This is a genomic window from Kosakonia sp. SMBL-WEM22 (assembly GCF_014490785.1).
Lineage (GTDB): Bacteria > Pseudomonadota > Gammaproteobacteria > Enterobacterales > Enterobacteriaceae > Kosakonia.
Genome location: NZ_CP051488.1, coordinates 1,229,624 through 1,242,437 on the forward strand (window position 1 = coordinate 1,229,624; position 12,814 = coordinate 1,242,437).

The window sequence follows — 12,814 nt, forward strand, 5'->3', positions numbered from 1 at the left end:
CCATGAGCACAATCCGCACGCTGGAGATCCCCAAATGGGGGCTCTCGATGGAAGAGGGGACGCTGGCTCAGTGGCTGATTAAGGAGGGGAGCGCCTTCAGCCAGGGGCAGGATATTTGTGAAATTGAAACCAGCAAAATAACCAACGTGCTGGAAGCGCCGTGGGAGGGCGTACTGCGCCGGTTGCTGGCTCAGCCAGGCGACACGCTGCCGGTTGGCGCGGTGCTGGCGCTTGTGGCTGACGAGCAGGTGAGCGAAAGCGAACTTGACGCTTTTGCCGCCACCCTTAACAGCGGCGCATCCCAACCCGCGCCAGAGCGCGCACCATCGACACCCGCGCCAGCTGCCTCCGCTCCAGCACCTTCAACACCTGCACCAGAAAAAAACGCCGCGCAGGATGCGATCCCGGCGGCACTGCGCGGCGAGACTGATGCGGCGCAGGTTAACGCTACGCCACACGCCCTGCGTCTGGCGAAAAAGCAGGGCATCGACCTGAGTAAGGTGAGTGGTAGCGGGCGCGAAGGGCGTATCTCCGTCGCCGATCTCCAGGCGGCGATTACCGCAGGCGGTGGCAGCGCCGAGTTACAGCCGCGCGCAGCGGTGAAGGCCAAACCACGTCACACCACCCAGGATGATAGCCAGATTCCGGCAACGCCCATCGCGCGCCGTCTGGCAAGCCAGCTAGGAATTAACCTGCACGATTGCCGCCGCTCAGGTTCGGCCGGGCGCGTCAGCCGGGCCGATGTGGAAGCGTTAGCCGCGCTGCGCGGTAGCGGTGAGAAGAGTGTTGCCCGAACAGCGGAACCGGTTGAGGAGCGCGCGGCGTACGATAGCCAGCCGCTCTCCGCCATGCGCCGCACTATCGCCAGCCGTTTGCAGGAGTCCAAGCGCAACGCGCCCCATTTTCGCCTCGTCAGCGAGGTCGATCTGACGCGCATTCAGGCGCTGCGCCGGGAAGTGAACAGCGCACTGCCGTCGCTAAAAGTGACGCTCAACGATCTGCTGGTGAAAGCCTGCGCCCAGGCGTTGATGAGCGTGCCGGAGATGAACGTGCAGTATGACGAGGCATCGCAGACCATTCGTCGTTTTCACACCGCCGATATTGCCATCGCCGTGGCGCTGCCCGGCGGGCTTTATACGCCGATTCTGCGCGAAGCGAACCGTAAAACGGTAGGTGCCATCTCCCGGCAACTGCATGAGCTGGTGACACGCACCAAAGCGGGCACGCTGAAAGCGGAGGATTTTCAGGGCGGCACCTTCTGCATCTCAAATCTCGGCATGTTTGGCATCCGCCAGTTCGACGCCATTATCAACCCGCCGCAGTGCGCGATTCTGGCGGTGGGGGCTGCGGAGTCCCGCGCGGTGGTGCATGAAGGGCAGATTGTGCCACGCGAGCGGCTCACCCTGTCATTGTCGTGCGATCACCGCGTGATTGACGGCGCGGTCGGCGCGACCTTTATGCAGCACCTGCAACGCGCTATCGAAACTCCCTCTCTGATGCTGGTCGAGGAGGCGTGCGGTGAATAACAGCTTTGATGTGCTGATCATCGGCGGCGGGCCGGGCGGCTACGTCGCCGCCATCCGCGCCGGGCAGTTAGGCTTGCGCACTGCGCTGGTGGAGAAGACGCATCTTGGCGGTATCTGCCTCAACTGGGGCTGCATCCCGACCAAAGCGATGCTGCACGGCGCTGAGGTCGGGCATGCCATGCGCCATGCCGATCAACTGGGGTTTAACGTCGGCGAGATCGCGTTTGAGATCCGCCGTCTGGTGGAGTACAGCCGCTCGGTGTCGCAGCGGCTAACCGACGGCGTCGCTTTCCTGCTGAAAAAGCACAATGTCACGGTGATCAACGGCGAAGGCCGCCTGCTGGAGAAGGGGCGGGTGGCGGTGCGCGGTATCGACGGCGGCGAGCAGGAGTATCGCGCCGATCACATTATCCTCGCCACCGGTGCGCGTCCGCGCCCATTGCCGGGCATCGAGGCGGACAAAAGCCATATCTGGACCTACTTCGAAGCGCTCAACCCCGCCGCGCTGCCGCGCTCGCTGCTGGTGATCGGCTCCGGTGCCATCGGCGCGGAGTTTGCCAGTCTCTATAACGATCTCGGCTGTGAAGTGACGCTGGTAGAGCTGGCGGATCAGATCCTGCCGCTGGAGGATCGCGATGTCTCGGCGCTGGTGCAGCAGCAGTTTGCGAAGCGCGGAATGCAGATCTTCACCGGGGCGCAGATCCGCTCGGCGACGGTCAACGGCGAGCGCGTCAGTTGCCTGCTGAAAACCGCCGACGGCGAGCAGACGCTGGAGGTCGATCGCGTACTCTGCGCCGCCGGTATTCAGCCCAATATCGAAAACCTTGGCCTTGAAGCGCTCGGCGTTGAGATGGCGCGAGGCTTTATTCAGGTCGACGACCGTGGTCGCACCAACGTCTTTGGCCTCTACGCCATCGGCGATGTCGCGGGCGCACCGTGTCTCGCACACAAAGCGAGCTATCAGGGCGTGCGCTGCGTTGAGGCGCTCGCCGGGCTGTCCGTCGCGGCACCCGTCAGCCCTGATTTTATTCCCCGCTGCACCTACACCCGGCCGCAGGTGGCCAGCCTCGGTTTAACCGAAGCGCGCGCGCGTGCCGACGGGCGCGAGATCCGCGTCGGGGTTTTCCCCTACCAGGCCAACGGCAAAGCGCTGGCCCTTGGCGAACCACAGGGCTTTGTCAAAACCCTGTTCGATGCGCAGAGCGGCGAGTTATTGGGCGCGCATATGGTGGGCAGCGACGTTACGGAGCAGATTCAGGGATTTGGCATTGCCCATACGCTGGAGGCGACGGAGGAGAGCCTGCACCAGGCGATCTTTGCTCATCCGACCCTTTCTGAAGCGATGCATGAAGCGATCCTTGCCGCCGACGGGCGCGCGCTGCATCAATGAATACGTAGTGAAGTTTGCCGCGACACTCTGTTGCGGCGCAGGTGTAAATCAAACCATAAGAGAGAAAGTATGACGATTGATAATAAAGTGGCGCTGGTCACCGGCGCAGGCCAGGGAATTGGACGTGGGATTGCGCTTCGCCTTGCGAAAGAGGGGGCGTCGCTGATGCTGGTGGATATGAACGCCGCCAACCTCGAGGCGGTGGCGAAAGAGGTGCAGGCGCTGGGGCGTAAAGTGGCGACCTTTGTCGCCGATATTTCACAACGCGATCAGGTCTATGCGGCTGTCGATCACGCTGAAGAGGCGCTGGGCGGCTTTGACATTATCGTCAATAACGCCGGTATCGCGCAGGTGCAGCCGCTTGCCGATGTCACCCCGGAAGAGGTGGATCGCATTATGCGCATCAACGTGCAGGGGACATTGTGGGGCATTCAGGCGGCGGCGAAGAAGTTTATCGATCGTCAGCAGAAGGGAAAAATCATCAACGCCTGCTCGATTGCCGGGCATGATGGTTTCGCGCTGCTGGGCATCTACTCGGCGACCAAATTCGCCGTTCGCGCCTTAACCCAGACGGCGGCAAAAGAGTATGCCAGCCGCGGTATTACCGTTAACGCCTACTGCCCGGGGATTGTCGGCACCGGCATGTGGGAGGAGATTGACCGCCGCTTCTCCGATATCACCGGCGCGCCGCTGGGAGAGACCTATAAGAAGTATGTTGAGGGCATTGCGCTGGGCCGCGCGGAGACACCGGACGATGTGGCCGGGCTGGTGGCCTACCTCGCCGGGCCGGATTCCGACTATGTAACCGGACAGGCGATCCTGATTGATGGCGGGCTGGTCTACCGTTAAGGCCAGGCAAGTGACGCTTTCGTCTGACGAAGGCGTCATTTTCACTGCCCGCTACTGGAAGGTGCAGGGGATAACAATATGCTCTTGCGTACGCGTTCCGTGCAGCATCTCCAGCAGCAGCTGCGAGGCTTTCAGCCCCGCCTGCTGGTAGCCCATTTTAACGCTCAACACATCGGGCTGCAGGAAGGTCATCAGCGGCGTGCTGCCAATACTGCCGACTTTAATCTTCCACCCCTGCTGCTGAATATATTTAATCGCGCCCATGGCGATGGTGTCAGAGGCGCAAATCAGCGCGCCGCTCTCGGCAGTAAGCAACCCTTTCGCCAGGTCGTAACCGCTCTGATAGCTCAAATCGCCGAGCGCCGCGTGCGGCGTCATGCCAAACGCTTCACACCGCTCAAGGTAGGTTTGGTAACGGATATTCCCGGTAGTGGGATCGTTAGTGGTGACACCGATATAGGCCACGCTGCGATGGCCCTCGTCGCGCATCTTCTCCATCAGCACATTGACCGCGCCGACGTTATCGTAGACCACCGACGCCACCTCCGGCAGGGCGCTGGAGATGAGCACCAGCTTATCTTTCCAGCCCTTTACCAGGTGCTTATCGACGCCGGAAAAACCGAACAGGATCACCCCTTCGACATTGCGCTGCGCCAGGACATTAAGGTGCGCGGCAAGCAGGGTGGGATCGAGCAGGCTCTCCATTAAAATCGCATCATATTCATGCTGATAGATCTGCGGAAGAATGGCGCGAATGGCCTGATTCTCTGAGGCGGAATCAAGACGCGTGACAATCACGCCGATGATCTTTTCCCGCTGCGAGCGCAGCGCCTGAGCGGCTTTCGACGGCGTGTAACCCTGCTCTTTGATAATCGCTTCAACGCGTTCACGGGTCGCTTTCTTCACTTTATCGCTGTTGTTGATCACCAGCGAGACCGTGGACTTTCCGACGCCGCACAGTTTGGCGATGTCGTTTAACGTTAGCTTTTTATCACTCATACCCGCACGGGCCTCCTGAAGATCGGACCCGGCGATACTAGCATTAATGAATCCCCTAAGGCACCTCTCTGTGCCGCTGCGTTTTACCGTTTATTTTGTGATCGTCTGCTAAAATTGGAACGTTCCAACTAGGCGGATGGGTAGGTTGCCGCTATGGTCTCTATCGCTCGGTTCAGAGTAAGAGTTTTTACGAAAAGTTGTAATAACAACAGCTCACTCATCAAACCTGCTGGAAGAGAAAAGATGGCGATAAAAAGTAACCCCCAGGATATTGATAAACTTATTGAATTGGTCGGCGGCAAAGAGAACGTTGCAACCGTCAGTCACTGTATTACCCGTTTACGTTTTGTGCTTAACGATCCGAAAAAAGCCAAACCCGCCGAGATTGAAAAACTGCCGATGGTGAAGGGCTGCTTTACCAACGCCGGGCAGTTTCAGGTGGTGATTGGCACCGATGTCGGCGACTGGTATCAACTGCTGTTGCAGCATACGCAGGTGAGCGGCACCGACAAAGAGAGTGCCAAGCGCGTGGCGCGGCAGAATATGAAGTGGCATGAGAGCCTCATCTCCCACTTTGCGGAGATCTTCTTTCCGCTGCTGCCAGCGCTGATCAGCGGCGGTCTGATCCTCGGTTTCCGCAATCTGATTGGCGATCTGCCGCTGTTTAACGACGCGCCGCTTACCGAAGCGTCGCCGGTGTGGAAAAGCATCTACGACTTCTTATGGCTGATTGGCGAAGCGATCTTCTTCTACATTCCGGTCGGTATCTGCTGGTCGGTAGTGAAGAAGATGGGCGGCACGCCGATCCTCGGCATTGTGCTGGGGATTACGCTGGTCTCTCCGCAGCTGATGAACGCCTATCTGCTCGGGCAGCAGACGCCGGAGGTGTGGAACTTTGGCTGGTTCTCCATCGATAAAGTGGGCTACCAGTCGCAGGTTATTCCGTCGATTCTGGCCGGTTTGACGCTGGCGTGGATTGAGCTGAAGCTTAAACGCATCGTGCCGGATTACCTGACGCTGGTAGTCGTACCGGTGCTCTCGCTGCTGATTGCGGTGTTCCTTGCGCACACCATCATCGGGCCGTTCGGCCGTGTGGTGGGTAACGGCATCGCCTGGGGCGTTAGCCATCTGATGACCGGGCCGTTCGCGCCAATTGGCTCGGCGCTGTTTGGCTTCCTCTATGCGCCGCTGGTGATCACCGGGGTGCATCAGACCACGCTGGCAGTTGACCTGCAACTGATTCAGAACCTCGGCGGCACGCCGGTCTGGCCAATTATCGCCCTCTCTAACATTGCACAGGGTTCCGCAGTCGTCGGCATTATTCTCGTGAGCAAGAAGGTTAACGAACGGGAGATCTCAGTGCCCGCCGCCATCTCGGCCTATCTAGGCGTGACGGAACCGGCAATGTACGGCATCAACATGAAGTATCGCTTCCCGATGCTCTGCGGCATGGTCGGCGGTGCCTGCGCCGGGCTGATTTGTGGGCTGAGCGGCGTGATGGCGAATGGCATTGGCGTCGGCGGCTTACCGGCGATCCTCTCGGTGAAAACCCAATACTGGTCGATTTATGGTTTGGCGATGCTGGTAGCGATTGTGATCCCGCTCGTGCTGACCACGGTTATCTATAAACGTAAGCAGGCAGCGGGCAAGCTGCTGGTGGTGTGAAAAAGGGATCGATGCAATGAGCAAACGTAATGTTCCGTGGTGGCAAAACGGCGTGATTTACCAGATCTACCCGCGCAGTTTTCAGGACAGTACCGGTAATGGCCTCGGCGATCTTCAGGGCATTGTGCGTCGCCTTGACTACCTGCAGTGGCTCGGTGTGAGCGCCATCTGGCTAACGCCGGTTTACCTCTCGCCGCAGGTGGATAACGGCTATGACGTGGCGGATTACTACGCCATCGATCCGCTGTTTGGCACCATGGCTGATTTTGAGGCGCTGGTTGACGCCGCCCATCAGCGCGGCATTAAGATGGTGATGGATATGGTGTTTAACCATACCTCCACGGAGCATGCGTGGTTCAAAGCCGCTGCCAGCGACCGTAACAGCCCTTGGCGCAACTTCTATATCTGGCGCGACGGCAAAGAGGGTCGGCTGCCTAATAACTGGCACTCCAAGTTTGGCGGCAGCGCCTGGTGCTGGCATGAGGAGACGCAGCAGTATTATCTGCACTCCTTCTCTGCCCAGCAGGCGGATCTCAACTGGGAGAACCCGGAAGTGCGCAACGCCCTGAAGGCGGTCTGCCACTTCTGGGCCGATAAGGGCGTTGACGGGCTGCGGCTTGATGTCATCAACCTGGTCTCCAAGCACCCCGATTTGCCGGATGATGATGAGGGGGACGGTCGTCGTTTCTACACCGACGGCCCGGCGATTCACGACTTTCTTGAAGAGATGAGCCGTGACGTCTTTCAGCCGCGCGGGTTAATGACGGTGGGCGAAATGTCCTCCACCCGGCTTGAGCACTGCCAGCGCTATGCGCGGCTGGATGGCAAAGAGCTGTCGATGACCTTTAACTTTCATCACCTGAAAATCGACTATCCGCAGGGTGAAAAGTGGCGGCTTGCACCACCGGATCGGGTGGCCCTGAAACGCATCTTCGCCGAATGGCAGCGCGGGATGCACAAACTGGCGTGGAACGCGCTCTTCTGGTGTAACCACGATCAGCCGCGCATCGTTTCCCGGCTGGGTGATGATGGGGCGTTGCGCACCGTTTCGGCGAAAATGCTGGCGATGGTGCTCCACGGCATGCAGGGCACGCCCTATATTTTCCAGGGCGAAGAGATTGGCATGACCAATCCGCACTTCAGCCGCATCGATCAATACCGCGATGTCGAAAGCCTGAATATGTTCAAAATCCTGCGCCTGCATCAGGATGAAAAGGATGTGCTGGCGGTGCTGGCGCATAAATCCCGCGATAACGGCAGAACGCCGGTGCAGTGGGATGACAGCGCGAACGCTGGCTTTACCGATGGCGAAAGCTGGATTGAGGTCGCGGATAACTACCGGCAGATCAACGTAGTCAGTGAGATGGCTGATAGCGATTCGGTGCTGCACACCTATCGGGAACTTATCTCCCTGCGCAAAACCCTGCCGGTGCTCACCTTTGGCGACTATCAGGATCTCGATCCCGATTCGCCCGCGAGCTGGTGCTATCAGCGGCAGGATGAGGAGCAAACCCTGCGGGTGGTTGCCAATCTCAGCGGCGATCCGCTGGCGCTGAATGAAGCATGTTTACCCCGTGAGGCGGGCTGGCGTCTGCTCTATAGCAACTACGCTGATGGCACGCAGCTGCCCGCCACCGGCACGCTCAGACCCTATGAGTGCGGCTGGTGGCTGCGGGAGTAAGTTAGCGCGTTATTTCCCGGCGGGGGTGTAGCGCAGATACCCGGCGACGCCGCTGTTCTCGCCGCCATCCGAGGGGTGATTTACCCCTTCGGAGACCGGGATTTCGGCGAAGTCGAACGGAGATACGCCTTCAATGCAGGCCGCGTTAACGCCATATTGATCGGGGTTGGAGCGGCGCTGGTGGAAGGTGTAGATGCCACACACCGAGCAGAAGAAGTGAACCGCGACGCCGGTGTTAAAGCGGTACTCGGTAAGCTTCTCTCTGCCCTGAATAATATCAATGCCTGACAGCGGCGCGGTAACTGCCACCGCGCCGCGCATCCGGCAGTAGGAGCAGTTGCAGCGCCGCGCATTATTAAAGCCGTCGAGTAGCGTCACGTTAAACACCACCGCGCCGCAGTGGCACTGCCCCCGTTTTTTCTCACTCATCTCATCTCTCCAGCCGGTAACGGTACTCTCAACCATAGCCTTTTTTGGTGATACCGGAAGCGTCGCGCAAGCGTGTAGAATCCCTGCACCTACCGCCCTGAGACTCAGCACTATGCGTAATCCCTTCATTTTATTAACACTCCTTGTTTCGACGTCCGGTATGGCCGCCTCGCTGCACTCCGGCATTTACGAATCGTTGAAGCTTGCGGTCTCGCCGCAGGGAAAAATAACCGGTTACTACAGCGAAACGCTCGGTGTGGGCGTGACGCGCACCTGCGCTTTTTCGCTGGCGGGAGAGGTGTCGGCAAAGGGCGATGCGAAAATCGCGTCCTGGTCATCTGAGGTCATGCCGGGGCATCTGGCGGCGACAGCCGACGGCGTGACGCTCACCGTGCCCGGCGGGCAGTCCCATGACGGCTGCGTCAATGCTATGTTGCCGATGATTAATGATGGCCTGCCGCTGAGTAAAACCCGCGACACTGCCTGGCAGTCGCTGGCGCAGGTGCGCACCGAACGGCTCTACTTCTACCGCCAGCCTGATGAGAAGACGCGGCGAAAGGCCTTTGTTGTGCAGGATGATGTGGTCGGCGTGCAGCAAACCCAGGGAGAGTGGACGCAGGTTGAGTATGTCAATGACGAAGGCAAAAGCACCACCGGCTGGGTGAAAAGCGAGGCCCTCGCCCCGCTGATGCCGCCCGCCTCCTGATGCTTACACCACGTTGCGCTTAAACGACGGCATCGCTGGATTGAGCGCATGCCAAAGCGGTTTTATACGCAGTAGCGCATCCTCAAGCACCGTAGACTCCAGTGCGAAGGGGATGCGCAAATTGCGCTCAAACGCGCCATCGAGGCCGAAACGCGTCCCGGCACCAAGATGGATACCCTCGGTTTCAGCGCGGGCGGCAAAGGCTGTCGCCAGCCGGTCAGGCAGCTCGACCCAGTAAGAGAGCCCCCCCTTCGGCGGCTGAAAATGCCACGTGGGGAAGAGATCCGCCATGAGTTCGCCGCAGCGGTCGCGGCGTGCTTGCAGCATCGCCCTGCGCGCCGGCAAAAAATCGCTTTCGTTCGCCATCAGCCACTGCGTCGCCAGCTGTTCCAGCAGCGGCGAGCCCAGCTCCAGCGAGTCGCGCGTCTGCGCCAGGTGGGCGATGGTGCGTGCTGAGGCGCGAACCCACCCCAGCCGTAATCCGCCCCAGAAGGTTTTCCCCGCCGAGCCGAGCGTGATCACCGAGTCATGTTTATCAAATGCGGCGAGCGGCGGCGGCGGGGCGTTTTCATACCAGAGATCGACCATCGTCTCATCCACCACCAGCGTGGTACGCGTGCGGGCGGCAATGGTGGCGATCGCTTCCCGCGTCGCGCTATCCATACAGCGCCCGGTCGGATTGTGATAATCGGGCATCAGGTAGGCAAGGCGCGGCGCGGTTTGCGCCAGCGTGGCGGCAAAACCGTCGGCATCCCAACCGCGCTGCGGCAGCGAGACGCCAACCGGCCTGCACGACGCTCCCTGAATCGCGGCGATCGCCAGCGGGTAGGTGGGGTGATCGACCACCACGCGATCGCCAGGCCCGGTGAGCATACGCAACACCAGCGCCAGCCCGCTCAATGCGCCATTCACCACCATCACTTCATCGACATGGGTCGGTAAACCGCGCGCGGTATAGCGTGCGGCAATCTCTTCGCGCAGCGCCAGCACGCCCAGTTGCCCATACCCGGTGCGTGAAAGATAGGGGGTTATCGCCGTTAAGGCATGGCTATAAGCCTGGTGGATCTCCGGCCCGGCGCTGAGCGCAGCGGTGGAGAGATCGAGCGCCGCGCCAGCGGTGCTGCGCGTCGGTATCGCGCGGTTATCGGGCAGGATCACCCGCGAGCCGCTGCCGTGGCGGCTCTCCAGGTAGCCCTCCTCGCGCAGGTGCGCCAGCGCGCTGGCAATCGTTGTGCGACTCACCGCGAGGGTGCTCGCCAGCTCCCGCTCACCAGGCAGGCGGCTCTCCAGTGCCAGCCTGCCGTCGAGGATCAGCAGGCGCAGTGCATCGGCAAGTTGACGCCAGAGCGGGGTGCGGGATGAGGCTTGCTGCCAGTGGCCTAACAGGCGCAGCAACGACTGGCTACCAAAGCGACGGGATGACATAAGCAGTCCACTATCTGAAAACTGGACATTAATCATAAGTCCATTTCCGGGGAAGATGAAAGCCTGTCCAAGCGGAGAAGAATTATGCTGCGTCGATTACTGCAACTCTATTTCGGATTATCCCTTTACGGTCTCTCTACCGCCATGTTTGTGCGCGCCGATCTCGGTGCCGATCCGTGGAATGTCTTTCACCTTGGCGTGGCAAAACTGCTGTCGCTGGATATCGGCACGGTAATGATCGCCACCGGCGCGCTGGTGCTGCTGTTGTGGATCCCACTGCGCCAGCGACCGGGGCTCGGCACGATCAGCAATGTGGTGGTGATAGGCCTTGCAGCCGATGCCGCGCTGGCGATGATCCCGACGCTGGATCAGCTGCTGCCGCGCAGCGCGCTGTTGGCCAGTGCCATTGTGGTCAATGCCATCGCCACCGCGATGTATATCGGGGCCGGGTTTGGCTCCGGCCCACGCGACGGGCTGATGACCGGCGTGCATGCGCGTACCGGCTGGTCGGTGCGCAGCATCCGTACCGTGATTGAACTCTCGGTGCTGCTGATTGGCTGGCTGCTGGGCGGCACGCTCGGCGTCGGCACGGTACTCTATGCGCTTACCATCGGGCCGCTGATCCAGCTCTGCCTGCCGTGGTTTCGCTTCGCACCGCGCCCTGTTCCCGTCGCAGAAGTAAAACCGGCCGCCTAGCCATTTCTGTCAGGTTTACAGGCAGGTGAAGTTACGGGATGCTGGGCAATCACAGGCCGACCCTTTCGGCCTAAAGGGAGGAGCCTATGACCACACCCATTCTGGAGACCGAAAGATTACGCCTGCTACCGCTGGTATCTGCCGATGCTGAACAGATCCAGCGCATTTTTCCGCGCTGGGAGGTCGTCCGTTACCTGATTGCCAGCGTACCGTGGCCCTACCCGGAAGGGGCAGCGCAACACTATGTCGACAACGTCGCGCTGGCGGCGAGCCGCGCCGGTGAGGGCTGGTTCTGGACGCTGCGGCGCAAAGAGGATGAGGGGGAGTTAATGGGCGTTATCTGCCTGATGGACACGCCGGATAACAACCGCGGTTTCTGGCTGGCACCGGAGTGGCAAGGGAGGGGCTATATGCGCGAAGCGTGCCACGCGGTGACTGATTACTGGTTCAATGGCCTGAACCGTGAGGTGTTGCGCGCGCCGAAAGCGGTGGCCAACGATCGGTCGAGAAAGATCTCGCACAGCAGCGGTATGCGGCTGGTTCGCCGTCAACCGGGCCACTATGTGGCGGGCGAGTTAGAGACCGAGTTGTGGGAGATCACCCGCGACGACTGGAACCGCCTGTACGGCTGATACCTGCTTTGACAGCCCACCCGGGCTGTCAATTATTTATCTCCTCTAAGTAATTTCTCATCCATATATTAAAATTGTCATAATAATGAAATATTAATTTAATATTTATGTCATCTTTCTCGTGCAGATTATTTATGGGGTATTTTGGCTTGTTATATTCCTGAAATATATTTGTGGATCGGTTACCTAAGTTCGTGTATTAATTAGCGTGTTTATTCACACCAGAAGGGATAATCATGACCAGCGCTGTATTAAACGTAAGAATTGATGAAGCGTTAAAAGAGAAACTTCGCCATTATGCCGAAGTCAATAATGAGAATTTAGGCTCGGCGGCGCAAAAGCTTCTCCTGCTGGCGTTTGAGGCAGTAGAAGAGGAGAGCGTATCAGAGGAAGAAGTCGACAGCCAGCACACGGAAGAAGAGAGCGCAACGCCACTTACAACCAAAGAAATCAAAGCACTACGCAAACTTCTGAAGAAAAGAAAATGAACCAACAACTGCTTTCCATCGCCCACAGTTACCGTGAAGCTTGCGAGCTGCTGCGCTCGGGGTTTGTCAAACAAGTTCGTCTGGACTGGAATATTGGCACAGATGAGTTCTTTCGTATTGCATCGGACTGGTGTGACGCTGGCGCTAAAATTAAAAAAGAAGGGAACAGCTTTATTATTTCACTAAAAGGATTTCCCATTCCCCGTCAGCAGTAACGCACTTGTCATGAAACCATCACTTTAATTGCAAATAAAAGTGTGATGATGGTTCAAATAATAAGAGCAACCATCTCAATAAAGCATCAAGGAGGATGTTTGCGGCGAGCCGT

Annotated in this window: 13 protein-coding genes; 10 read left to right on the forward strand and 3 right to left on the reverse strand. The window is 59.1% G+C overall.

Annotation, left to right across the window (positions count from 1 at the left end; translation table 11 throughout):
* Positions 1–2: 2 nt before the first annotated feature.
* The 3 genes from HF650_RS05810 (at position 3) to HF650_RS05820 (ending at position 3,765) form a co-directional block, all read left to right on the forward strand.
* Positions 3–1,526 (forward strand): 2-oxo acid dehydrogenase subunit E2, encoded by a 1,524-nt coding sequence (locus HF650_RS05810; protein ID WP_187801558.1) that lies wholly within the window; start codon positions 3–5, stop codon positions 1,524–1,526.
* Complete coding sequence (gene lpdA / locus HF650_RS05815) at positions 1,519–2,916, forward strand: dihydrolipoyl dehydrogenase (RefSeq protein WP_187801559.1); 1,398 nt, start codon at positions 1,519–1,521, stop codon at positions 2,914–2,916. The genes HF650_RS05810 and lpdA overlap by 8 nt, the downstream gene beginning before the upstream one ends.
* A 69-nt stretch (positions 2,917–2,985) precedes the next feature.
* Positions 2,986–3,765, forward strand: a complete 780-nt coding sequence (locus HF650_RS05820; RefSeq protein WP_187801560.1) for an acetoin reductase — start codon at positions 2,986–2,988, stop codon at positions 3,763–3,765.
* A 51-nt stretch (positions 3,766–3,816) separates the two neighbouring features.
* Here the strand turns inward: HF650_RS05820 and treR are convergent, their stop codons facing one another.
* Entirely contained in the window at positions 3,817–4,764 is a 948-nt protein-coding gene (treR, locus tag HF650_RS05825) for a trehalose operon repressor TreR (protein WP_187801561.1), read from the reverse strand.
* Between the two features lie 243 nt (positions 4,765–5,007).
* Here treR and treB point away from each other — a divergent pair, with 243 nt between their 5' ends.
* Both treB and treC read left to right on the forward strand, forming a co-directional pair.
* Complete coding sequence (gene treB / locus HF650_RS05830) at positions 5,008–6,429, forward strand: PTS trehalose transporter subunit IIBC (RefSeq protein WP_187801562.1); 1,422 nt, start codon at positions 5,008–5,010, stop codon at positions 6,427–6,429.
* A 16-nt stretch (positions 6,430–6,445) separates the two neighbouring features.
* A complete protein-coding gene (gene treC, locus HF650_RS05835; RefSeq protein WP_187801563.1) occupies positions 6,446–8,110 on the forward strand; it encodes an alpha,alpha-phosphotrehalase in 1,665 nt (554 codons plus the stop codon).
* Positions 8,111–8,119: 9 nt separating this feature from the next.
* On the opposite strand, the gene HF650_RS05840 is transcribed toward treC, so the two are convergent.
* Positions 8,120–8,539 carry a GFA family protein gene (locus HF650_RS05840; RefSeq protein ID WP_187801564.1) on the reverse strand — a complete coding sequence of 140 codons (420 nt, stop codon included), beginning with the start codon at positions 8,537–8,539 and terminating at the stop codon, positions 8,120–8,122.
* A gap of 112 nt (positions 8,540–8,651) precedes the next feature.
* Between HF650_RS05840 and HF650_RS05845 the strand changes: the two genes are divergently transcribed.
* Positions 8,652–9,245 (forward strand): hypothetical protein, encoded by a 594-nt coding sequence (locus tag HF650_RS05845; protein ID WP_187801565.1) that lies wholly within the window; start codon positions 8,652–8,654, stop codon positions 9,243–9,245.
* Positions 9,246–9,248: 3 nt separating this feature from the next.
* On the opposite strand, the gene HF650_RS05850 is transcribed toward HF650_RS05845, so the two are convergent.
* Positions 9,249–10,670: a PLP-dependent aminotransferase family protein gene (locus HF650_RS05850; RefSeq protein ID WP_187801566.1), complete on the reverse strand. Its 1,422-nt coding sequence runs from the start codon at positions 10,668–10,670 to the stop codon at positions 9,249–9,251.
* A gap of 84 nt (positions 10,671–10,754) precedes the next feature.
* Here HF650_RS05850 and HF650_RS05855 point away from each other — a divergent pair, with 84 nt between their 5' ends.
* From HF650_RS05855 to HF650_RS05870, 4 genes are all read left to right on the forward strand, one after another.
* Positions 10,755–11,366, forward strand: coding sequence for a hypothetical protein (locus tag HF650_RS05855; RefSeq protein ID WP_187801567.1), 612 nt, complete (start codon positions 10,755–10,757; stop codon positions 11,364–11,366).
* 86 nt (positions 11,367–11,452) lie between these two features.
* Positions 11,453–11,998, forward strand: a complete 546-nt coding sequence (locus tag HF650_RS05860; protein ID WP_187801568.1) for a GNAT family N-acetyltransferase — start codon at positions 11,453–11,455, stop codon at positions 11,996–11,998.
* Between the two features lie 236 nt (positions 11,999–12,234).
* Positions 12,235–12,486, forward strand: a complete 252-nt coding sequence (locus HF650_RS05865; protein ID WP_187801569.1) for a hypothetical protein — start codon at positions 12,235–12,237, stop codon at positions 12,484–12,486.
* On the forward strand, positions 12,483–12,701 hold the full coding sequence (locus HF650_RS05870) for a hypothetical protein (RefSeq protein WP_023478265.1): 219 nt from the start codon (positions 12,483–12,485) through the stop codon (positions 12,699–12,701). The genes HF650_RS05865 and HF650_RS05870 overlap by 4 nt, the downstream gene beginning before the upstream one ends.
* Positions 12,702–12,814 lie beyond the last annotated feature (113 nt).